The organism is Nocardia sp. NBC_00565 (assembly GCF_036345915.1).
Lineage (GTDB): Bacteria > Actinomycetota > Actinomycetes > Mycobacteriales > Mycobacteriaceae > Nocardia.
The window spans coordinates 9,478,065-9,500,583 of sequence record NZ_CP107785.1 but is presented as its reverse complement, the minus strand read 5'-3'; the positions used below and the strand labels follow the sequence as shown (position 1 = coordinate 9,500,583).

Below are 22,519 nucleotides of genomic sequence, written 5' to 3'. Positions count from 1 at the left end.
CACCATCCCCGCGACCGGAACCAGATCGCAGATCCGGTTCCTTGGTCACGTCCTGGACCTGAACCATCGCCGACGACTTACTACTCGCTGTCGTTCGACAGCATGCCTTCCTTCGGTTGCCGTGCCGCAGTCAAATTGCCGCGGACAACCGCGGCGGCTGGATGGTCCGACCCCAGCACCCGCTCGTAGTCAGTGAGGGTCCGCTCGTACCACTCGATCGCCTCGACCAACCGTCCAGCCAACTCGTAGACGTAGGCGAGGTTGTGGCGGGAGGTCAAGGTGTCGGGGTGATCAATACCCAACAGCCGCTCGGTATCGGCGAGGTTCTGCTCGTGCAGTGTGATCGCCTCGCCCAGCCGCCCCGCCACCCCGTAGACGTAGGCGAGGTTGTGGCGGGAGGTCAAGGTGTCGGGGTGATCAATACCCAACAGCCGCTCGCGATCAGCGAGGTTCCGCTCGTACAGACCGATCGCCTCGACCAACCGCCCCGCCGACTCATAGGCGCCAGCGAGGTTGCCGCGAGCGGACAGGGTGTCGGGGTGATCAATACCCAACAGCCGCTCGCGATCAGCGAGGTTCCGCTCGAACAGCTCGATCGCCTCGACCAACCGCCCCGCCGACTCGTAGGTGATAGCGAGGTTGCCGCAGGCGGACAGGGTGTCTGGGTGATCGACACCAAACAGCCGCTGGGTATCGGCGAGGTTCCGCTCGTGGAATGTGATCGCCTCAACTAGCCGCCCCGCCAACCGGTAGGCGCTGGCGAGGTTGCCGCGAGAGGTGAAGGTGTGGGGGTGATCAATACCCAGCAACCGCTCGCGATCAGCGAGATTCCACTCGAACAGGCCGATCGCCTCGACCAACCGCCCCGCCGACTCATAGGCACCGGCAAGGTTGTTGCGAGCGGACAGGGTGTCGGGGTGATCGACACCCAACAGCCGCTCGGTATCGGCCATGGTCTGCTCGCACAGCTCGATCGCCTCGGCCAACCGTCCAGCCAACCCGTAGACGTAGGCGAGGTTGCCGCGGGCGGACAGGGTGTCGGGGTGACCGATACCCAGTAACCGCTCGCGATCGGCGAGATTCCGCTCGTGCAATGTGATCGCCTCGACTAGCCGCCCCGCCGACTGGTAGGTGATAGCGAGGTTGCCGCGGGAGGTCAAGGTGTCGGGGTGATCGACACCCAGCAAACGCTCGCGATCAGCGAGATTCCGCTCGAACAGGCCGATCGCCTCGGCCAACCGTCCCGCCGACCCGTAGACGTAGGCGAGGTTGTTACGGGCGGACAGGGTGTGGGGGTGATCGACACCCAGCAAGCGCTCGCGATCAGCGAGATTCCGCTCGAACAGGCCGATCGCCTCGACCAACCGCCCCGCCGACTCATAGGCACCAGCAAGGTTGTTGCGAGCGGACAGAGTGTGGGGGTGATCGACACCCAACAGCCGCCCGCGATCAGCGAGATTCCGCTCGAACAGGCCGATCGCCTCGACCAACCGCCCGGCCGACTCATAGGCACCGGCAAGGTTGTTGCGGGAGGTCAAGGTGTCGGGGTGATCGACACCCAACAGCCGCCCGCGATCAGCGAGGGTCCGCTCGAACAGGCCGATCGCCTCGACTAGTCGTCCCGCCGACTCATAGGCACCGGCGAGATTGTGGCGGGAGGTCGAGGTGTCGGGGTGATCGAGACCCAATAGCCGCTCGCGATCGGCGAGGGTCTGCTCGTACAGGCTGATCGCCTCTACCAACCGTCCCGCCGACTCATAGGCGTAGGCGAGGTTGTTGCGGGCGGACAGGGTGTCGGGGTGATCGACACCCAGCAACCGCTCAGTATCAGTGAGGCTGTGGTAGGCCAGGCTGATGGATCGAGTGGTGTCGGCTGCTTTGATCAGTTGCCGGGTAGCCCACCGCCGCGCGGCCAGTACCGGGGAGCGGGCTTCGGTATCGAGGTCGAGTGCCTGGCTGATCACCTCCCACAAGGCTTCGATGTGGTCGACCAGGCGTGAGCCCTCCTCCCGACGCTGAAACGCCTGAGACTCTTCGAACAGCAACGGTGTAATCATGGTGACCGCGTCAGCGGCGACCTCACCGGTGGTGCCATCAGCGTGGGCGCGTTCCCGCAGAACCCGGGCGAGCAGGCGGTGCATGACCACCACCTGCCCGGTGGCCGACCACGACAACAACGACCCCTCAACACACCGCTGCAACGCGGCATCCAACCGGCCATCATGGTCGGGCAGCATCGTGTAGTCGACACCATCGGCGGCCAACATCCCCATCACCCCCAACAACCAGCGCACCGCCGTATCAAGTTCCGGGTCGTCTGTGGCGGTTTCGGTGGTTTGGATCGACAACAACAACGCCTGATCCACCGACAACGGATGGTCGCTTCCCTTGCGGCGCGGCAACACCGAGGGCAGCGGCTGGGCGGCCAGCAGTTGCCGATAACGGGTGTATTCCAAACGGCGCCCGGTGATGGTGGCCGCGGCGGCCGACAACGCCAACGGCAGATCACCCACATCATCGGCGACCAGAACAGCACCTGCCGGATCGTCCAAACCGGTCGCTTCGGCGAGGTAGCGCAGCGACTCTGGTCGGGCGAATCCCTCACCGGCGTCGACGATCTCACCGAGCTGCGTGAAGGCGCGGTCGGTGCTGGTCACCACCACCCGAATCATGTCACCGGTCGGCAATAGGGTGTCGACGAAGTCAGGGTCGGTGGCATTGTCGAACACCAGCAACGCAGATTCGCGTCGCTCGGACAGGTGATCACGCAATCGCTGCGCCGACACCGCGGAGTCGCCCCCGGGGTCAGCAACCCCCACCCGCGCGGCGACCTCACCCAAACCCGCAAGCAGGGTATCGGAGGTTTCGGCGTTGACCCACCCCACCAAACCCACCCCCGCAGCGATGGCCTCCCGGGCATACGCGGCCGCGACCTGGGTCTTACCCGTACCCCGCATCCCAGTCACCACCACCGCCACCGGCGAATCCACCAATGTCTCCCGCAGCTCCCGCACTTGGGCCCGGACGATGAAATGCGGGGCCCGCCTCGGGATCCGGCCCACCACCACACGCCCCACCCCCGCCACCACCGGCAGGCCAGAAGGACTGTAGTTGTGGTGGATGACGTGGGTGGAGTTGTCGATGTGGGTGGCGAAGTTCCCGTCGACCGCGACACCGGCGGCCGTGAAAACCGGTGGCGCGGTGGGTGCGGGCCCGGGTACCGCCGCGCCTACCGAGGGTGCGGCAGCTCCGAGGCGACTTGGACATCGGTGACCGAAAATTTCCCGTCGACCTGCACATCTTCGGCGACCACCCCGCTAGCACCGGCCGCCTTGATGCCGTGGATCTCGAGTTCCCCGGCCCCTACCCGCGTGAGTTTCACACCGACGAGGTCGGCGGCCTTCGGAGAATGTTCTGCGATGACCTGCCACAACTGCTGCACTAGCGTGGCGAGTTCGGCATCTTCAGCCGCGCCAGCCTCAGTGAGTTCCTCGGCCAGCACCAACTGCCGCGACGTGGCATGCGGACGGGCTTCGACCACCGCGACATCCACCGATGGATACTTACCGACGAGAACCCCTTTGACTTTCTGGTAGGCGTCGGCGACCGCTAGTTTCGCGGTCTCGGTCAATCCCGTAACCACACCCGCTGATACTGCGGACGCGGCGGCTGTCGCTGCCGCCATGATCGCCGGATCCACCCGCGAACCTCCCACTTCGAACCGGACCATTCTCACCCGGGCAGGTGTGATGTTCACGCTAGCCGAAAACACACCCACACCACCCGAATTCAGAACTCCTCACGCGAAAGACCCTGTCACCAGATCCGTTCGCTAACTCTGGTGGCCAACTGGACGGAGTTTTGCCGCCTGCCTTGTCGGTGAAACTGCTTGACGTCGACGCCGTCGTGCTGGGGGGACAATACTTCTGGTCGGTGGTGCTGCCGGTCGGGTCGGCCGGTCGCGCCATCGGTTTCTCATGGGTTTTCGAGGGGTGCGGGGACGACTAGGACGGGGCGGTGGGCGCGGCGGATCAGCCTGGCCGCGACCGATCGACCGAGCAGTCGGCCCAGTACGGCCGCCGCACCGCTTCGGGCAGCACCCAGCACGATCATCGTCGCATCATGGTTGTCGGCGATTCGGGCAAGCTCGTGTGCGGGGTCGCCGGTGAGGGTGTAGTAGGCCCAGTTGCCCGACAAGGCCGCAAGCTGAGCGCAGGCGTCGCGGCGTCCGATGTCCAGGGTCTCGGCCACGCGCTGTTCCCAATCGGCGGAATCGGGATTGATAGGGGTGTCCACGATGTCGACGACGTGCACGACGTGCACGAACGCGTTCAACCGCGGCGCGAGATCGATCGCATAGTTCAGCGCTGCGCGGCTGACAGGGTGGCGTTGGCAGCCGACGACCATATGACAGCGGGGGCTGACGGCCCCCGGCGGGCCATCGACCCGTCGCGGCAACCACGAATTCGGTCTCTGTGACGCGGGGAAGCGGGACTCGTGGTCGCTCATCGCCGTGCCTCCGCCCCGCCACGGGCTACCGCGGCCGCGATAGCTGCAATGGTGGCGATCATACCGGCAAGTGCTGATCCGACGGCGTAGGTGAGCCCAGCGGCCGGAGAGCGAAACCGTATGTGGCCGTTGCCGATATCGACCTGGGCGGCACCCTGAGACCACACCACAGACATGCTGGGCAGGCCATTCACCATGCGGCACTAGCGGTTGCCCCACGCAGCCGAGGACAGTGCGTCCTCACCGACGTTGATGGCCTTGTCCGGACACACCGCGGACGGTCGTTGACGAAAATACGCATGGCTGGTCTGGGAGGCCGCTGCCGATTCTGTGGCGCAACGTCGGTGGTGAAAGATCAATTGCAGGCGATTCAGACCAGTGCGGCATACTCGACACAAACGCCGCCAGAGGTGCCAGATCGCCCATAGCGCTGAGCAATTGGCGTGAGCGGGAAAAATCAGGCACCGGCGCGACGGAAATCCCTGCGTCCGAGTGCAGCCTCAGGGAAGATTGACCGGCACAGGCTAGGACCATCCGGGGGAGCAGGAAATGTCGACTTCGACGGAGTTCGATACAGCGAAACGCTGGCGCAAGCTCGCCGTCGAGTTGGGTGGTGTCATCGGGCGATCGAACCGACCGGTGTGTTTGCTACTTGGCGCCGGGGCCTCTTTGTCGTCTGGATGCCCTACTACCGGTGAGGTTTTCGCCACGTTCGAAGAGGCGACGCAGGCCCGGTTCGACGGCATGGACTTGATGCGCGCGATCCAGACGATCCCAGAACACGAGCGACAGGACTGTCTGCGCCCGTTGTTCGCTGATGCGGTGCCCAGTTCGGGCTATCTGGCGCTGGCAACGTTGGCGCAGTATCGGCGTGTGATCGTCCTGAATCTCAACTGGGACGATATGTTCATCCAGGCGTGCCATAGGGTCGGTGCTGCAGTCGCCGCCTTCGACATCGCCTCAGACCCCGGAACTTGGGTGTCAGCCACCCAGTCCGAAACGGGAGTGGTGGACATTCATTTGCATGGGATTGTCGGCGAGGAGTGCAGATTCGGCACGCTAGAGACATTGTCTTTCCCTTCGGAAACCGAGCGCTTCTTGGTGGAGAACGGGTTACGGCAGACCACTGTGTGTCTTGGGGCGTCGATCAACGGCGAGAACGACCTGCCGGGTCTGTTCCGACAGCATCTGATCAGGAGTGATCCGATGCGACCCACTTCGCAGCATTGGTATTTCGTTCGGGGCGCAGCGAACTTCGACGCGAACGATCGTCTTCGGCAGGCGTTGACGCGCGCCTCGTCGCTGACCTACATCAGCGATACGGACATCGATTTCGATGAGGTTGCGACTTTGATGGTCGACAGGGCACTGGCTCTCATCTCGGGAGGAGCACCGAAGTGAATACTCCTGCGTCAATGTGGAGACGCCTGACTTGGCACAAGGGAAATATGTTGAATCTGCCGACGCTGGACCAGATCGTGCTGCCTCGACCCGCTGTCGTCCGGCGGGCTCTCGCCCAAGACCTGATCTGGCTGGTCGGGCCGCCGAAGGTCGGAAAGACCCTTTTCGCTTACTATCTCGCATACTTTCATGCGATCAACCATATTTCCGAGCTAGACGACGATCTCATACTCGCCTTCGATGGGCCGGCAGACTCCGCGCGTGGAATCGATCTCATACTCGAGACCGGTGTCGGCCCGGCGGCGGCCGCCATCTTCGATGATCCACTCGGTATCACCGAAACGCGGGACTCTTCTGCATTTCTCGATCGGCTGGTGACGCTGCGCGACCGCCGCTCCGACATCGCGATCGTGCTGACGAGTCGCGTCGCGCCATACCTGCAGGCCGAACCCCTCATCCGGTCACGCGGTCTCGACTGCCGGACAGAGATGACGTTCGAATACTGGTATGACATAGATGATCTCGCTCGCCGATACAGAAGTGTCGACATTGCCGCGGCCGATCGGGGGGCGTTTGCGTGTCCGTCCGCAATCATCCAATACCGCGATCACAGCATCGGTCCCTCGTCACGGTCGCAGCGCGAGGCCACGCGCCGTCGATACGGTGAGGCATCCGACGACGTCACCCTCGACAAGCTTCGCGTTCTGGAGAGTCGCCCCACACTGGGACTCATCGCGATGGTGCTGCGATTGCAGGAGTACGCATTCTCGCTGCCCACCGCCGATGAGGTCGCGCACATCGCCGGCCTTCCATTCGATCGGATCGACAACTTGGGACTGGTCGCGTCGACGTTCGTGTTCGACGAGGAGTTGAGGCTGCGATTCGAACATTCGACGACCCGCGAGGCGGCCGAGCTGCTGCTGAACCGCGAGGTCGCCGACGGTCTTCCGCGCATTGCAGAGTTGATCGATTCAGGACGCTCGACATGGCTGGCACGTGCGGTAGAACTCTGGAACGCCGAGCGCGCCGCCGCGACCCACAACTGGGCATGGCTGCGCGAGTGCCCGATGCAGACCCGCACCGCCATCGCCGCGCAGATTCTCTCCGCCTCGGGCGGCACCGACGACGCGGTGGACATCGTGGCTCGCCTCGACATGGATCCCTGGACTGCGCAGGATGTCGCCTACGAACTTGCAGCAGGGTGGACTCGCTATTCTCATATCCCACGCGCTCACGCGCTCGTCGAGCAGCTTGCGGCCGACCGCCAAGCCGATGGCGCCTACGCACTGTTGGAAGCCCTTCTATATGTGCGGGGACAGGAAACGGCTGAACTGTGGCACGCCGTCGATAGAGCGTTTCAGCAGCAGGTTTCGGCTGGCCCGCCCTGGAGCCGGGAACTGTTGTTGGCGGCCGATGCCTTCGCTTGGAGATTCCCACCGGACTGGCGGCCAGCGGCACGGTGGACGACTCAGTTCTACGAATCCTTGACCCCTGCTGACGACGGTTGGGCGCTGATCAAGTTTCTCCGGGGGTATCACAGCGCCGGTCTGGCATCAATGACGCAGGCAATACCAGCGCTGCGCCGCGCCGTCGACATCGACAAGGGACGCGAATGGACGCCTCGCCAGGCCGAACTCGCGCTGTGGCTGGTCCAATGGCATTTCGTCCATCAGTGCAGGGCGCGTGCGCAACTGGCGCATCAGCCCTGGCTCCCTCAGGAGTATCTCTGCCGCTCATTCCATCATTCCGCCATCAGCGCCGATAGCGACGACAACGCCGCAGAGTTGGTCCGGGCGGTTTCGCAGATATCGCCCGGGTGGGCATACTTTCTCGCCGAGAACCTCCGGGTGATCGATCCGGCGGCGTTTGGTCCCCAGACGTCAGCCGCTGGTCGTGCGGCGCTATCGGAGGCCAGCCCGCGCGACGACGGCGTTCTCGCCACGGTCTTGACGTATCAGCCCTACGAGGGCTACACAGGTCTCGTCCGGCAATATTTCGAGGACGAACAGGCGCAGAACGCGCTGTTCGAGGTCTTGGTCGATGGTGTGGTGGTGGACAACACCAGGCTGCTCGAGCCGCGCTTCACGTTTCGACGGCCGCTGGCGCAGATTTACCGCAGCTGCGGCCTAGCCTGGGAATCGGTGAAGGAGGCGATCCCGACATCGGATGTCTTCACTCGTAGTCGGGAGTTCGACATCGACGGATTGTCCCGGCGGCTCGAGGCAGCGGCCCGTGAGCATCCGCACTATGGGGACACAGCGACCAAAACGCTTCTCGACGAAGTGCTTCGGCGCGCCAAAGCCGGCGATCTTCGCTTGTTGAACCATGATGACCACCGCGCCGGACCCAATCCCTATGCTGTGCTCTTGGAGTCGGCAGTAGATCGGCTGAAGTTGGAACGTACTCACCCATAGTAAGAGCCCGGCTTCGGAAAGGTAATCCTATGAAGGTCGACGAAATAGTCGATTTGGTCGATAGCTCAGGCACTGTCAAGTACCCGGGGATTTCTCGCGCGGAGGTGCGCGAGCGTAAAGAAGAGTTGATCGCGCAAGGCTTGTATCAACCCATCGTGATTGTGGTGGTACTCGATGACGACGGTCGCGTCGTCGCCCACGTGCGCGGCAAGTCGAAAGGCATTGACGGGCAGGGGGAAATCGACCATGTCTGCGGCGTCATCTCCGCGGGCGAGACGTGGATGCAGGCAGCGCACCGCGAAGCGGCCGAGGAAATCGGGGTGGAACTGGTCGACCTGACGCTCGTGACCGCGGGAGTGAACTGCTATCAGCGCCATCGCACCCTCGCGGTGGCGAGGTACAGCGGGCAGCCCACGGTCGTCAACGAATCGGAGGTCTCCCGCGTCTTCCTCGCATCATCAGACGAGCTCGCCACGTTGGTCGATGACGGGACATCCTTTGTCGCAGGCTATTTCGACGATCTAACACTGGCCCTGGAGCGTATGATTCCGGTGTGACGCCACGACCCCGAGCCATTCCGGGAGCCTGACGCACTCAGAGGCCTGCAGACTCGTCGCGCATGGTGGTCGGCGCGGCGCGAGTGCCGGGCGAAAAAAGGGGGCGATTTGATCAGGCTGAGCACGGTCGACTGGGGTAAGCCGGACTCGAAGCTGCGCGTGCTACCCGATCGCACGGGGAATCTTTCTGGCCGTGGAGATCTCGATGACCAACAGCCATGACATCGAGATGTTATACCCAGTGGTGCGAGCGGGCCGCGCGGTGCGGGCACCGCACGGTCGGAGTCGGTGCCGACCGGGAAAACTGCACGCAGACAAGACATACGGGAATGCTGAACTGCGGTGGCGATACGGTATGGCCAGGAGGCGCATCGCCCCGCAAGTTCAGCGAACGACTCGACCGTCACCGGTGGAGGATCAAACGATGACCGCCTGGCCGACCGGCTATCACGGGCTCTTGCGAAGGCACGGTCGGCCAGATGCGACATGATCTTACGCCGGATAAGGCAGCAGATTCTCCGATCGCCGCCTTGATCGACGGTATGCGCGGATATTCCGCGTACCCGAAAGAAACAATTCGACAAAGTATTCTTGTCGATGTTGCGCGCTTTTCTGCGCCGGCGGTCATTGCGAAGCTCATCGATTCCATGTACGCCAACCCGGATTACCTCGCTGTCGTGGCTGCGCGCTCCTATCACCATGCGAACCATTTCGACAAAATAATTCTGGTCGACGACGAGGCCGAAAATGGATTCCGATTGGCGATCCACCTCTGGCGTCCGCCGTATACAAGCGACGAAGTCGGCGATGACCAGATTCACTCGCATCGATGCGAATTCTGGTCGAATGTGCTTTTTGGTGCGCTGGACAGTCTTGAGTACTGCAGATCGGATACTGGGACGACGTTCACCGAGGTGACCTACGGAGCGGAATATTCCGATACCGGCGCGAAGATCAATGTCTACACCACTGTCGGCGACGCGACACTAGCAGACGCTAGATATATACGACGACCGGCCGGTACTACCTACCATCTGCCAGACTACTGTATTCATCGCATTAGGATCTCTATTCGTATTCCGACCGCGACCATACTGGTGCGGGGCCCACACACCCGCGAAATGAGCAGTGTCTTCAGCAATACAACAGTGTATGCCCCGACTGCGGAGATGCAGCCGTTGACTGTCGATCAACTGAGAGAACGCCTACACTTCATCGGAGAGAACCTGCCATGAAACCCGAGGATATGTCGACCAGCGAGTTGCGGGTGCCGTCGACGGAGCCCATTTTCTTACGATCGGGTAATGCCATCGTATTTAATCAGCTCGGGGTCAAACTGATGCTGCCGATGACGCTTGCGAGCGAGAATTATTTCGAATGGCTCGACGACATGAAGTCGAAAATTGACACACTGGTCCCAGGTGGTGAGATTGCGGAGAAGCCATATGCTCGAACCACGCCGCGGCTGAATACCGGTGTCTACTATGACACGCCCGACCGCGATCTGCTGGCCGTCGGCGCCGTTCTGCGAACTACCTGTAACAAGATCACACACGCTTTCTGCGCCTTCAAGCAGCCCGCTGACGCGGCAGGTGTGCGCCGCGATCATCGACACGTCTTCTCTGGAGCAGAAAAGGAAACCATTCAGAACAACCCCACCTCCGCAGCCGCTGTGGGAATCGTAAAGAATCTCTTAGCGCGCACTGATATCGAGCACCCTGGTGTCCACCTGCGCGCCGCTTACGGTATCGATCCGACGACCTTGACACCGTCCATCCAAATCGCTCAGCTGCGACATCCGTTCTTCGTGTGGCTCGACGGCAAGGATGCCTTGCGATGTGTCATGGACCGGGCCGCAGTAACAGATCTACGCCACGATGCCGCCGGGGCGGAATTCCTGGAACTGGAGTTGCCGATATATCCGAGGATCAGTCCCGACGTTGCCAGTGATCCGCGCACGCTGAGGCTGATCGACACCCTGGCCTCCGAGGCCATCCGAGGGCTGGACGGCGTGCTGACGGTGCAGAACAAGTATCAGCGCGCGGCGGAGGAACTCGAAATCCGTCGATAGAACGGGCTCTAATCCAGTTTCACCACACGTGCAATGTCCTGCGTGATGGTATCCACGGTCACGCCAGGGGTATGACGCAGCAACTTGTCGCCGTATCTCGCGTCCGCAGCGATTTCGGCGAAACGCCGCTGATACTGCTGATGCCATGAATCGATCCAGCGCCGCTGCGTCTTTTCGTCGGGGAATACCAGGTGGCCCGGTGTGGTCTGATCCACGCGTCCGGCCAACCGCGCCTGCGAGATCGACGACGCGACGTCGAGGAAGACGAGCGCGTTGGGCGGCCGCACCCGATCGTTCAGCCGCGTCCACAAGCCCATGTAGAGATCGAACTCGTCGTTCGTCACATAAGACATCGCCCTCAGAGTCCGGATGAAAACGGGATCCTCGAGATGGGATCGCTCCATCACGACGGAGAAGCCAGCAGTGAGCCATCTTTCAACCAAGATCACCCTGTCCAGCATGAATCGGAGCTGGAGCTCGAACCCGAATCTGTCGGGATCATGGAAGTAACGATCGAGGTAGGGATGGTGCAGGGCCTTCTCATCCACTATTGCCACATCGCTTCGATGGCGCTGCAGAAAATCTGCGATGCCATTCAGAATAGTGCTCTTTCCGGCACCGGTCTGACCGCTGATGGAAATCAGGACTGGAGGCTCGCTATCGACCTGTGGAACGGCAGTTCGCTCGAGGTCTGCTGGAGTCGAAAGTCGAACGACAGGCATTGCGTGCACCTTCATCGTAGAGCCGATAACGTCGCGGCAATCGGCAAGTGGTCCGAGGGGTTCGTTGGCGTCGGTATGGGCTGGCCATCGTCGATAGCATTGTCCCCCAGGACAATCGGGACGCCAGACATCGCTCGCGTCAAGATGTAGTCCAGGCGCAGCCTTGTAGCGTTGAAGAGCAGCGCTGTGCAGACATCCTCGTTGCGGTGAGTGTCGTCGAATCCGGAATTTACGAGGTCAGCAAGCATCGTCGTCGTGGGCGTGATGTTCAGATCACCGAGGATGACCGTTGGCCGCGTCTGTTCTCCCGCCCAGCCGATGAGCTCGGTTACTTGGCGCTGGAGAATAAAGGTCTCTTCGGATCCCCAACGTATGTGGGTGTGGTACAGGTCGATCGAACTGTCGGGGCCGCGACCGACAAGGAGATGCTGAGCGTTGTTGCCCGCAGCGGACTGATACGGGAGAACCTCGATCTCATGGACTCGCCACCCGCCGCAGGCCAGCGCCAGACATCCCTCGGCTCCATCGGATCGGGTGAGCGCATAGTAGACAGTCCAGCGGTTCGACGTCGCCATATCGGTGAATTGCCTCGCCATATAGCCGTCTACTTCTTGCAGGAAGACGAAGTCTATTTCTGGACTGCGCGCAAGCCGATGTACCCGTTCGGCGATTGGCCATCGTCGCGCACCGGGCCGGAGGATGTGCACCGGACTGCGCGGGTATAGATCGGGTTGGATGTGATGGTCAGCGAGAATATTCCATGTCGCTATGCCGATGCTCATCACATCATGAATGTTACTGTGTCAGAGCGGTTCTCCCTTCTCGTCAAAGTTGGTCTTGTACCCCATTGCGTGGGCAGCCAGCACCACCACTCTGCGATCCCCTTCGGAGGTGCGGCCAGCAGCGGCCAGACCGCACAGCAGCTCGCCCTCGGTATCCATGACCATGATGCCGCCGTCCCAGGGCGAGAATTGCGGGACACTGCTTTGCAGGAGCATCATGTCGGCCTCGGTCCACAGTCCGCTCTTGAGTCGGTCCGCGTGCTTCTTAGTGTCGGCTTTGTAGGCGAGGACAGTGAACGCCTTATTAGTGGCGAAAACAACGCTCACCGCTTTCGTTCCGTCCATCCGACGCAATGCGGTCGGCACAGCGAGCACATCCGGCGCGGCAACCATGCAGCAGATGGCCAGTGGGTGCGGTCCACGCTCGTCCGTGGCCGTCGTCTTAGCGATGGAGACGGCGCAGTCAACTAAGGCCGCAGCGTCATCGCCGGTGAAAGGTTTTGGCATGCACACAGACTATGGGCATCGCGGTCCATCTCGAGACAGGCTCATAGTGCAAATGAGGGTCGCCCCCAGATCTTTCGGACACCAGTTCCGCCCGGTAGTAGAGCCGGGGTTGATTTGATTCTGATCGAGTTGATGCCGCAGGTCACTGGGGCGATGGGTGCGGCTGCAGGTATCCCTCCCGCCAGAGCCGGCGGACGCGGGCAACTCCCAGAGTAGGAGCGCAACCACGACCGCAGACCCGCATCAGGATCGATGGGATATGTGCACGGGGCAGCCGCCTGTAGGTGAAGCGGTGCAGCCAATCACCCTGCACGCGAACCGTTCAGACGTGCCCCTCACCCGATATACAGATGGAGCAGTTGGCTACTCCAGAGAAAAGGACTGCACATCCATAGGGGAATCTGGTGTACCGCTCGGCGGCTCGCTGTTAGGAGAGGCACCGTCGACCGACTGCACAACTGCCGGTGGCAGGGCGGGCAGCGGGAGGTCGGCAGGCGGCACATCACCACGCATGAGTGCGGAGACCACTACGGCGGCCCCAGCGATTGAGAGGATTCCGCCGCTGATCGACTGCGCCGCCTTACCTATGCGATCTGCTAGATCAATCACCTGGCCAAACTTTTGGAGGAACGACTGAGACTCGTCGTTCGCATCACCGCCGAGATCACTGTGTGCGGAAGCAGCTCCAACGATCCGCTCGAGAACATCGGCCATCGCGTGTGGTCCTCGAATATTGAACTCGCGCAGCGCATACCTGATGCAGTCGAGTTGATCGAGGATGAAGGACTTGAGGTCAGAAGGAAGACTATCCGCAGCAGTTACCTCGTTCTCTAGAAAATCAACTTTCTGCTGTAGCTCGTCAATCAGTCCCTGATCGACTCGTTCCTCGTGTCCTGCCGCGCTCAGAAGCGAACCGCAGAACCGCAGCGCACGAACGTCATCGTCGCCGTAGGCGCTGAGTACTTCGAGAGTCTTGCCGTTCAACCCCTGCCCTTGTTGAAGAGCTGACGTGATCGGACCTAGCCACGACAGGTACAGATCCAGATCGTGGTGATCGGGATGAGCATGTGCCCGCACGGCGACTTCGACTACCGACGGCAACTCTTGCAGCTGCCCGAACGCGCGGAAAAAGGTCTCAGGCCGCTCGCTCGCTGGAAAACCGAGAACATTGAGAAAGGAGACTTTGACTTGCTGGTTCGCATCCTGCGTACGCAGGATGCTCATGATCGTCGCGAGCCGATCCGCAGGGTTGTTGGGAAGCATCACCAAAGCATTGTCGCCGAGCCATCGGGAACGGGGCCGCCGATCCGTCGATATGCGTGACGTCGGGTTTGACTTCATCCTCAGCGCCACAGCCGCTTTGGGCCTCGCGGCACAAGGGATCAGCGGCGCAGCAGCTGCGGGTCGTTCGGATCAATCCACGGATACCCGTCGCTGACGCCGTGCCGGGTCAACAACAACTGCACTCGGCGCTGCGACACATCGGTCGGCCCGCCTCGGACTGCGAGGGGTGCGCGGCCGCGCTAATCTGGTTGCGCGGTCGCGCCTTTCGGTGGCCGCTCGGCGGTGGGGCCCGCCGGACCCGAACCGCGGCGTCAAACGCCGCCAACGGTCCCTACCTGAACAGCGTCGTGCGTGGATGCGCGCGGCTCGGATGATCCCGATCAGGTAGGAGCGCACCCTATGACCTCCCACGACTCCACCGACCCGGTTCCACCGGCCACCGGTCCGGAACTCGAGCCGATCGACCCCGATACCGCCGTCGATTCCTGGGCGCCACCACAGCCGCGTCGCCAGCAAGTATGGATCGTGGTCGCGATCGCAGTGGGCGGAGTGATCGGTGCCTGTGCCCGCTACGGCACCACGCTGGCCTGGCCCACCGCCAGCACCGCGTTCCCCTGGATCACGTGGTGGATCAACATCACCGGCTGCGCCGCCATGGGCGTACTGATGGTGACCATCACTGAACGGTTCACCGTCCACCCATTGATCCGGCCACTGCTCGGCACAGGTGTTTTGGGCGGCTACACCACCTTCTCCACCGCCACCATCGACGCTCAACGCCTTCTCGATCACGACCGCGCCATGACTGCGCTGCTGTATCTGCTCACCACCCCGCTCACGGCGCTGGCCGCGATGCGGGTCACCACAACTCTCACCCACGCAGTACTAGGGCCTCGCCCGCAAGGAAGGAGCCGACCATGAATTGGATCATGGTCATCATCGGCGCCTCGATCGGCGCCCCCGCCCGCTACCTCGTGGACCGATACGTACAAACGCGCCTCGCCAGCACTTTCCCAGCCGGCACATTCACCGTTAACCTCATCGCCTGCGCGCTGCTCGGACTGCTCACCGGCGCAACCAATGTCACCGCGGTCCCCGAGACCTTCCAGCACCTCATCGGCCCTGGGCTGTGCGCGACACTAAGCACCTATTCGACATTCACCTTCGAAACCCTGAGACTGACCCAGACCGGCAAACACCTCACCGCCGCAACCTACGCGGCCGCAAGCATCACCACCGGGCTTGTCACCGCCTACCTCGCCACGATCTTGGCCCACGCGCTACTCACCTGAGTTCCGGGGGATTCCTCAGAGGCGGGTCTGTGGGCCTGTCCCAGGAAAGTGGGGACGGTTCAATCCCTCCCCACCTGGCCGTGCGGCTCCTGTTCGCTCCTCGATTGCGGCCGTGTGGTCAAGCACCCTCGATCACACCAAGGCTGTCACCCGACAGGGCCTCCCTACCCGGTGCACTAACGAGCATGTCCTCATCGCCCCTGCGAGGGTTGGCAACGCTCTTATTTGATTTCGGCGGCACGGAAGAACTGGATCAGGCACAAATTTGGTGATTCGGTCGGTCGGGTTGCTCAGTCGCTCAACAGGATTCATTTCCGCAGAAGATCCGCTGGCCCAGCAGGGCAGCGACGCACTATCCCCCGTCGATCCACACCGGCACATCCGCCTGAAGCAAGGCGCGGTAGAGACCCAGGACGTCGTGTGCGTGCACGGACAACCGCCGATCGGTCGCGCAGTTCCTCCTCGAGCTGCGCGATCGCGGCTGCGGCGTCGGCAACCCAGCGACTTCGTCGCCGATCGGGGCTTGTTCGGACTGCGGTGAGTACATCGTGGACGACGGCACCGAATGGGTCGAACACCCGGCTGCATCGGCGGTGCGCGCCTCGCCCACACGGCGGTCGTCCGAACCGATCGCGCGAATGCCTGTACGCCGACGACGCCGTCGCACAGTAGCGTCCACCGCCGCTACCGTCCCCGGCCGTACGGCGTCCTGACGCCGCACTCGGTGCGGTGCCGGATAATTTCCGGCGAAGTCCGCGAGCATTGCTGCGGTAGGGATGATTCGGGCAGAGATCCGGGCTCCGATGTGGTAGTCGTACAGGGTGGATGGGACTCCATTCGGGCGGTACCGGCTGCTCGAGTTGCTCGGCGCGGGTGGAATGGGGCAGGTCTATCGGGCCTACGACACCGGGACCGATCGGGTGGTGGCGCTCAAAGTGCTGGCGCAACATCTTGCGCACGACCCCAAATATCGCGAGCGGTTCCAGCGGGAGGCGCACGCTGCGGCGCGGTTGAACGAACCGCATGTCATCCCGATCCACAACTACGGTGAGATCGACGGGCGCCTGTATCTGGACATGCGGCTGGTCGAGGGGCACGACATCGCCGCCCTGCTCGGCACCGGGCCGATAGCGAAAGACACTGCGGTGGAGTACATCCGGCAGATCGGCTCGGCCCTCGATGCAGCGCATCGGGCCGGGCTCGTGCACCGCGATGTGAAGCCCTCGAACATCCTCGTCACCGCAGGCGATTTCGCGTACCTCATCGATTTCGGGATCGCCGTCAGCAGCAGCGACTCCAGCTTGACCACCACCGGTGCGGCAATCGGCAGTTTCGCCTACACGGCACCGGAACGACTCCTGCACGGCACCTACGACGCCCGCTCGGACGTGTACTCCCTGACTTGTGTTCTGTACCAATGCTTGACGGGCTCCCAACCATTCCCCGGTGACAGCGTCGAGCAGCAAATCACCGCACACTTGAACACGCCACCGCCACGACCGTCCGCACCGGCAGCGGTGCCAGCCACATTCGACGCGGTCATCGGGCGGGGAATGGCGAAGAACCCGGACGACCGTTATCGCACGGCCGGGGACTTGGCCACGGCGGCGCGAGCCGCGCTCGACGCCACACCCACAGCGACACCCGCACCGTCCAGGCTGGCCACAACTCGAATCAATCCGGCATCGCAACCACGAGCCCGCATCCGGCCCGGATCGACGTGGATCGTCGTCCTCGTCGTCGTCGTGGCCGCCACCACCTGGTGGGTGATCAGCGATCGTACGCACCACGACTCACCCCCCGCGAGCCCGACGTCGGTCACCTGCGTCTCAGCGGCACCGACATCGGCGAGTATCCCGGGCGTCCCCACCGCACCTGCGCTGGGCTCGCCGTCCGGTTCGTGTGCGCGCTGAGCTTCCGGCACCGCGCTGCGGGCCGACTCAACCACCGTGGACCTTTCACCCTGTGCCGACTGCCCGCCTCTGCCACACCACCGACGGCTTGTCGTCATGGGGACGCTGCTGGTTCCGAGTGGCGCTGGTGCTCGGTCATCCAGGTGGTGTGCTCGCTCGATGTCAACGCTTCCACGCGTTCGGCAAGCAAGGCGCGACGGTCGTTGGCGCGATACGGGCCACTTTGCGCGAGGTAGAGGTACTTTTCGTGTTTGAGTGATTCTGCTGTTGAACGGTACTGCAGCCAGCTGGTGTGCCATTGAAACAGTTGCTGGGCGCCTTCCGCGACGACGACTGCGGCCGCAATAGTCGCTGTTACCGCTGCGGGTGCCGAGAGGGCGGCTACAACAGGCACCGACGCGCCGACGGCGATCTGCGCGAACTTGACCCTCTTGTAAGTCCGTTGCGCTGCAGCACCTTTCGAGCTATACCACTGTAGCTGCTCGGTAAGTCGCTCCCACACCGGATCGGTTTCTGCCATTGGGCCTCCCCTCGCGCCTGGCTTCGCCCACAGCATGCCTGATCGCGGGACCGGGCGGTCGACGATTTCAGAATTTCCACACCTCGGGCGGTCATGTGTTCGGAACCGGTAGCCCAGGACAGAGCTCGATGTATTCGATGTCCGGGGACACCCATTTATCCCACTCCTCGTGGCTCATGTTCGAGGAAAGTTTGGCGCACAGTTCGCGGGTCCAGGTCGACGGTGCGGGCCATAGCCAGTATCCGTCGATTCCGTAAGTGGCGATGAGTTGGTTGTCGGGGCTGGTCTCGATCGCGACGATCTGGAAGATCGGGCCCCGCAGTGGTCCGCCGATCGCTCGACCCGAGTCGGTGTCCCAAACCCGCAGCGTCTGGTAGCCATTCGCAATGATGTAGCGGCCGTCGCGAGTGAAGGCGACGTGGTAGCTTTCGATCTCTGATCCGATCATCAGTTCACCAATGGCCTCGCCGGTCCTGGCATCCCGTCGAAGGATTCCCGCGGTTCCTCCGGTCACGATGTAGCGGCCGTCCGGGCTGACGGCCGCGGAACCGAACGAGGATTGAGATCCGGGGCCCCGCTCGGCAATCAACTGTCGGGTATGGGCGTCCCATATCCGCAGCGAGTCCGAACTGACCGAGATCATCCGGTCGCCGTCCGGGCTGTAGAGCACCGTGCCCGCCGAGAATTTGTGCCCACGCATAGGTTCCCCGATCGGGGAACCGGTTTCTGTATCCCACAGCCGCACGGTCGCGTCGTCGCAGCCACCGGCGATTCGGCGACTGTCGGGGCTGAATGCGAATGTCTCGATCTTGCCGGGGCATCCAGTCAGCGGCTGTCCGATGGGAAGCCCTGTTTCGGTGTTCCATACTCGGGCAGACTTATCGGATCGGGACAAGACTCGGCGGCCATCGGGGCTGAACCGCACTTCGTTGACACGATCGTCATGACCGATAGGCGGATTGCCGACGGCTCGGCGGGTGGCGGTGTCCCAGAGGCGCACCCACCCGCCGTCGCCACCGGACGCGACGCGGTGGCCGTCCGGACTGACCGCGACGCTCCCGATGGAACCATCGCCAGGCCCGGTGCCGATGGTTTCGTCGCCATTGCCGGTAGCGGGGTCGAGCAGGAAGACACCCCCTTCGCCCGTGCCCATCGCGGCGTGATGGGCATCGGGTCCGAACGCGAAAGCTTGTGGCCACACTTGTCTGCCGCTGGTGTCGAGTCGGCCGGGAACATCCAACAGAGTGTGACCGACCGACGCGGACGTCACGTAGTTCCAGAGGCGCAGCGTGCCGTCGGTGCCAGCGGACAAGAAACGTGCAGTGTTGGGCAGGAACGACACGCTGACCACGATGTTGCCGTGGCCAGCCAGCGGTTCGCCGACGGGATCCTGGGTAGCCGAATTCCACAGCCGCACTGTCCGATCCGTGCCGCCCGAGACGATCACATTGCCGTGCGGGCTGTACGCGACGGTCTCCACACCCCCGTTGTGGCCCGCCATCGGCTTTCCGATCGGGAGCCGGGTGTGCGCATCCCATTGCTGCATAGCCGGGATACCTTCCGGGAGAATCGCGGCGAAGACCGCGGATTTGGCCAATCCGCCGGTGCCGGTGACGAAGCGAGCACTGTCCGGGCTGAACGCGACGCTTTCGACGGGCCCCTGCGTCTCGATGACGTCACCGATCGGCTGTCCGCCAGTGGCGTCCCACAACTGGATTCGGCCGCGGTTTGCTGCCGATTGGGCTGTCATGCCGCCGGTGATGACCATCTGGCCGTCCGGGCTGATCGTGATATTCCGAACTATCTGATTACCGAGCGACCTGACCTCACCAACCGGCCGTCGTGACGCCAAATCCCATATTTGGAACACAGCCTCTACCGCATCTATCGAATCCGCTCCGACAAATCCAGCCGCGACCACATGAGCGCCGTTCGCGCTGAGCGCGATCCGATACGCCGAGCGGAACACCGTCAGCGGCTCATCTATCGGCCGCCCCGTCTCGGTATCCCACGATTGGATATGTCCATCCTTGTCGTCCGCACCCGCGGTGACAAATCTGCGCCCGTCCGGGCTGAATGCGATATCCGCCAGTTGATCCGGCCCGGTGTCGATCGAGTACAGCCGCCGTGCGGCGTCGATATCCCATAGCTCGACATAGGTTTTCGTTTGTTCGGGCCGCGCGTCCTGCTGGATAACCAGCGCCCGATGACCGTCGGGGCTGGGGGCGGCTCGTATCACGCTGCGACCGGTGTCGATGATCCGATACGTGGTCGACAGGTTACTGAGGGCAGTCAATTGCAGTCCGACATCGGCCGTTGCCGATAGCCGCTGGGCCGCGAGCGTCTGCATGATCGACCGGATGTCGTCTCGATTGGCTGCCCCCGAGAACAACGACTGGACTTCCGCGGCGAGCCTGGCCGAGGTCGCCTCGCGGAAGCGAGCGGTGACTTCGCGTTGACTGAGCACGGTTCGGACCAGACCGAAGGCCGCGACCACCGCCACGATCACGGTGACAACCAGAACGGCTCGCAGGGTACGGGCGCGTTTGCGCAGTGTCTCGGCATGCGCTTGCGCCGTCCGAAGTTCGACTTGTCCGCGTTGTTCCTCGGCTAGAGCTTCGGCTTGCTCCCTGGTGCGGGATGCACTCAGAAAATCGGCGGTGCGGCGCAAGCGGTCCCCCAATTCGGGGCTCTCGGCCAATCGTTGCGCCGAGGCCAGCCGCAGTCCCTCGAAGAGCCATGCGTCGTCGCGGAGGTGCTGTTCCCATGCCAGCGCCGCCCGCTCGATACCGTCGGCCTCTTTGAGGTCATCAGCTTGCTCGCGCAACCATTCGGACAGCGAATTCCATTGGCGCAATAAACTTTCCGTTGCCACCTCGACAACGACCTCGCCGCCGCGTTCATCTTTGACGAGCAACCGCCGAGCGACGAACGCATCGAGCAGGGCGTGGGATGCGGACGGCAATTCCGCCCAGCGCGCCACCCGCCGCAACGGTTGGTCGGTGTGCGGATCGATGGTCGCGAGCCACGGAACGAATGCGCCACGCAACGTGGCGAGTTCGATATCCCGGGTCGCCGGGTCCGCGGACAGCAGCGCATCGATCTCCCCTTGGACGACGTGGCGAATACCCCCCATCGCCTGGTAGTTGGCGAGACTGAGATCGCCCGCCGCGCCGTAGTCGAGGTGCAGACGAGAAAGTGTCAACGCGAGCAGCGGGAGAGTGTCGGCACCGCCAGCCGCGTCCGCCAGCAGTGCTTCGACGAGATCGGCCGAGAACCGAACCCGGTGACCTGCCGCGCTCGCGCGGGCCGCTGGACCGGTGATGACTTCCTTGAACTGAGTCGCGGGCATCGGCTTCAGATCGCCGAACTCGCGAGCCCGGAGTCCGCTGATTTCGGGTGCTGTCTGCAGAGACTCGTAGCGGTCGGCGCGGATAGTCACCAGCACGATCAGGGCGAGGCGTTCGGCGCTGTCACCCGGAGCCGCGAGTGCCGACAGCAGCGTCAACAGGATGGCGGCTTCCGGTCCGGCATCGGGTGCGAACAGCTCCTCGGACTGATCGATGGGCAGCACCAGTGTCGGGGCGCTGGTGGGATCGGTTCCCGCAGCGACGTTCTGGGCTTCCTGTAGCCATATCAGGATCGTGCTCGCCGCGGCGCCGACGCACGCGGCTTTGATATCGCCGAGTACAGGCAGGCTCAGTCCGAGCCGAGTGCGCAGCTCGTGGATCGATGCGGCCAAGCCGTGGTCCCCGGTGAGCGCTGCGCGTTCGGGTCGCATGACACCGCTGACCAGGAAACTCGCGCTGTCGCGGCGCAACCGGGGAATGAGTCCGGCGCGCATAAAGGACGATTTGCCCGCTCCGGACGGACCGAGCACAACGAACAGATTCTCGGTGCCGGAGTGTCGTATGCCGCGCAGCACATCCATCGCTCGCAGGATCGGGGTGTCCCGGCCGAAGAAGACGGCGGCGTCGGACTCCTGCATCGGCTCCCAACCGCGGTACGGCGCTCGCTCCGGGTCATCAGGAGGCGGCCACGGAAAGTACTCGGCACTGATGCCAGCTTCCCGCAAACCTCTCGACAGCCGCCGCAACCCGTCCTCGTCAAGCCGACCGTCGTCGGCGTACAGGTCACAGAACTGCCACTCCCGTGCGATTGTCCCACCGGCCTGTGGATCCAATCGAGCGCAGAAGATGCGCTTGTTCAAAGCTTCTGCGAGCCGGAACTCTGTCGCACACTCATGCGACTTCTCCCAGTGCGGCGAGATCAGGCAGATGACGGCCTCACAGCGGTCGACAGCCCGAGCAAGCTCGGCCTTCCACCGAACACCTGGCGCGATTCCCGTCTGTGGATCCACATCCAGGAATATCTCGCCCTCCAGCCCTGGGTCGTGCTCGATCAGCCACTGACGCACGGCGACTGCCCAGCCTCTATCTCGACTGGAGTAGCTCATGAATACCCGGTACATCCCCACCACCGCCGGTCGACCCAGAATGTGTCGGGCCCTATTCTCCGCTAAGCGCGGTCCAGATGAGACCTGAAGT

The 22,519-nt window shown here is 63.0% G+C and carries 17 protein-coding genes; 8 read left to right on the top strand and 9 right to left on the bottom strand.

Going from position 1 to position 22,519, the window contains the following annotated elements; genetic code table 11:
- Window positions 1-80: 80 nt before the first annotated feature.
- The 3 genes from OG874_RS43605 to OG874_RS43595 form a co-directional block, all read right to left on the bottom strand.
- Window positions 81-3,077 carry a tetratricopeptide repeat protein gene (locus tag OG874_RS43605; RefSeq protein ID WP_330252862.1) on the bottom strand — a complete coding sequence of 999 codons (2,997 nt, stop codon included), beginning with the start codon at window positions 3,075-3,077 and terminating at the stop codon, window positions 81-83.
- A gap of 152 nt (window positions 3,078-3,229) precedes the next feature.
- Entirely contained in the window at window positions 3,230-3,685 is a 456-nt protein-coding gene (locus tag OG874_RS43600; RefSeq protein ID WP_330252861.1) for a hypothetical protein, read from the bottom strand.
- 290 nt (window positions 3,686-3,975) lie between these two features.
- The gene (locus tag OG874_RS43595) at window positions 3,976-4,509 is read right to left on the bottom strand and encodes a universal stress protein (protein WP_330252860.1); all 534 of its coding nucleotides are present in this window, start codon (window positions 4,507-4,509) and stop codon (window positions 3,976-3,978) included.
- A 549-nt stretch (window positions 4,510-5,058) separates the two neighbouring features.
- On the opposite strand from OG874_RS43595, the gene OG874_RS43590 reads away from it, so the two are divergent.
- From OG874_RS43590 to OG874_RS43570, 5 genes are all read left to right on the top strand, one after another.
- On the top strand, window positions 5,059-5,910 hold the full coding sequence (locus OG874_RS43590) for a hypothetical protein (protein WP_330252859.1): 852 nt from the start codon (window positions 5,059-5,061) through the stop codon (window positions 5,908-5,910).
- A gap of 374 nt (window positions 5,911-6,284) precedes the next feature.
- A complete protein-coding gene (locus tag OG874_RS43585; RefSeq protein ID WP_330252858.1) occupies window positions 6,285-8,324 on the top strand; it encodes a hypothetical protein in 2,040 nt (679 codons plus the stop codon).
- Between the two features lie 29 nt (window positions 8,325-8,353).
- On the top strand, window positions 8,354-8,881 hold the full coding sequence (locus OG874_RS43580; protein ID WP_330252857.1) for an NUDIX hydrolase: 528 nt from the start codon (window positions 8,354-8,356) through the stop codon (window positions 8,879-8,881).
- Between the two features lie 479 nt (window positions 8,882-9,360).
- Window positions 9,361-10,116 (top strand): hypothetical protein, encoded by a 756-nt coding sequence (locus OG874_RS43575; protein ID WP_330252856.1) that lies wholly within the window; start codon window positions 9,361-9,363, stop codon window positions 10,114-10,116.
- Window positions 10,113-10,952, top strand: a complete 840-nt coding sequence (locus OG874_RS43570) for a hypothetical protein (protein WP_330252855.1) — start codon at window positions 10,113-10,115, stop codon at window positions 10,950-10,952. The genes OG874_RS43575 and OG874_RS43570 overlap by 4 nt, the downstream gene beginning before the upstream one ends.
- Window positions 10,953-10,960: 8 nt before the next feature.
- Here the strand turns inward: OG874_RS43570 and OG874_RS43565 are convergent, their stop codons facing one another.
- The 4 genes from OG874_RS43565 to OG874_RS43550 form a co-directional block, all read right to left on the bottom strand.
- Window positions 10,961-11,689 (bottom strand): deoxynucleoside kinase, encoded by a 729-nt coding sequence (locus tag OG874_RS43565; protein ID WP_330252854.1) that lies wholly within the window; start codon window positions 11,687-11,689, stop codon window positions 10,961-10,963.
- A complete protein-coding gene (locus OG874_RS43560; RefSeq protein ID WP_330257666.1) occupies window positions 11,686-12,456 on the bottom strand; it encodes an endonuclease/exonuclease/phosphatase family protein in 771 nt (256 codons plus the stop codon). Before OG874_RS43560 ends, OG874_RS43565 begins: the two co-directional genes overlap by 4 nt.
- Window positions 12,457-12,477: 21 nt before the next feature.
- Window positions 12,478-12,963 carry a GlcG/HbpS family heme-binding protein gene (locus tag OG874_RS43555; RefSeq protein WP_330252853.1) on the bottom strand — a complete coding sequence of 162 codons (486 nt, stop codon included), beginning with the start codon at window positions 12,961-12,963 and terminating at the stop codon, window positions 12,478-12,480.
- Between the two features lie 363 nt (window positions 12,964-13,326).
- A complete protein-coding gene (locus OG874_RS43550) occupies window positions 13,327-14,229 on the bottom strand; it encodes a hypothetical protein (RefSeq protein WP_330252852.1) in 903 nt (300 codons plus the stop codon).
- Window positions 14,230-14,646: 417 nt separating this feature from the next.
- Between OG874_RS43550 and OG874_RS43545 the strand changes: the two genes are divergently transcribed.
- The 3 genes from OG874_RS43545 to OG874_RS43535 all read left to right on the top strand — a co-directional run bounded on the left by OG874_RS43545 (window position 14,647) and on the right by OG874_RS43535 (window position 17,452).
- Entirely contained in the window at window positions 14,647-15,168 is a 522-nt protein-coding gene (locus tag OG874_RS43545) for a fluoride efflux transporter FluC (RefSeq protein WP_330252851.1), read from the top strand.
- On the top strand, window positions 15,165-15,539 hold the full coding sequence (gene crcB / locus OG874_RS43540) for a fluoride efflux transporter CrcB (RefSeq protein ID WP_330252850.1): 375 nt from the start codon (window positions 15,165-15,167) through the stop codon (window positions 15,537-15,539). The genes OG874_RS43545 and crcB overlap by 4 nt, the downstream gene beginning before the upstream one ends.
- 821 nt (window positions 15,540-16,360) lie before the next feature.
- The gene (locus OG874_RS43535) at window positions 16,361-17,452 is read left to right on the top strand and encodes a serine/threonine-protein kinase (RefSeq protein ID WP_442943239.1); all 1,092 of its coding nucleotides are present in this window, start codon (window positions 16,361-16,363) and stop codon (window positions 17,450-17,452) included.
- 94 nt (window positions 17,453-17,546) lie between these two features.
- On the opposite strand, the gene OG874_RS43530 is transcribed toward OG874_RS43535, so the two are convergent.
- Both OG874_RS43530 and OG874_RS43525 read right to left on the bottom strand, forming a co-directional pair.
- Entirely contained in the window at window positions 17,547-17,972 is a 426-nt protein-coding gene (locus OG874_RS43530; RefSeq protein WP_330252849.1) for a DUF4231 domain-containing protein, read from the bottom strand.
- A gap of 91 nt (window positions 17,973-18,063) precedes the next feature.
- Window positions 18,064-22,428 (bottom strand): nSTAND1 domain-containing NTPase, encoded by a 4,365-nt coding sequence (locus tag OG874_RS43525; RefSeq protein ID WP_330252848.1) that lies wholly within the window; start codon window positions 22,426-22,428, stop codon window positions 18,064-18,066.
- Between the last annotated feature and the right edge of the window lie 91 nt (window positions 22,429-22,519).

Excerpts from the sequence above, each read along its gene's own strand:
- crcB (WP_330252850.1), top strand. The coding sequence starts at position 15,165 with ATGAATTGGATCATGGTCATCATCGGCGCCTCGATCGGCGCCCCCGCC.
- OG874_RS43600 (WP_330252861.1), bottom strand. The coding sequence starts at position 3,685 with ATGGCGGCAGCGACAGCCGCCGCGTCCGCAGTATCAGCGGGTGTGGTT.
- OG874_RS43570 (WP_330252855.1), top strand. The coding sequence starts at position 10,113 with ATGAAACCCGAGGATATGTCGACCAGCGAGTTGCGGGTGCCGTCGACG.
- OG874_RS43525 (WP_330252848.1), bottom strand. The coding sequence starts at position 22,428 with ATGAGCTACTCCAGTCGAGATAGAGGCTGGGCAGTCGCCGTGCGTCAG.
- OG874_RS43555 (WP_330252853.1), bottom strand. The coding sequence starts at position 12,963 with ATGCCAAAACCTTTCACCGGCGATGACGCTGCGGCCTTAGTTGACTGC.
- OG874_RS43560 (WP_330257666.1), bottom strand. The coding sequence starts at position 12,456 with ATGAGCATCGGCATAGCGACATGGAATATTCTCGCTGACCATCACATC.
- OG874_RS43590 (WP_330252859.1), top strand. The coding sequence starts at position 5,059 with ATGTCGACTTCGACGGAGTTCGATACAGCGAAACGCTGGCGCAAGCTC.
- OG874_RS43575 (WP_330252856.1), top strand. The coding sequence starts at position 9,361 with ATGCGACATGATCTTACGCCGGATAAGGCAGCAGATTCTCCGATCGCC.
- OG874_RS43565 (WP_330252854.1), bottom strand. The coding sequence starts at position 11,689 with ATGAAGGTGCACGCAATGCCTGTCGTTCGACTTTCGACTCCAGCAGAC.
- OG874_RS43545 (WP_330252851.1), top strand. The coding sequence starts at position 14,647 with ATGACCTCCCACGACTCCACCGACCCGGTTCCACCGGCCACCGGTCCG.
- OG874_RS43530 (WP_330252849.1), bottom strand. The coding sequence starts at position 17,972 with ATGGCAGAAACCGATCCGGTGTGGGAGCGACTTACCGAGCAGCTACAG.
- OG874_RS43595 (WP_330252860.1), bottom strand. The coding sequence starts at position 4,509 with ATGAGCGACCACGAGTCCCGCTTCCCCGCGTCACAGAGACCGAATTCG.
- OG874_RS43580 (WP_330252857.1), top strand. The coding sequence starts at position 8,354 with ATGAAGGTCGACGAAATAGTCGATTTGGTCGATAGCTCAGGCACTGTC.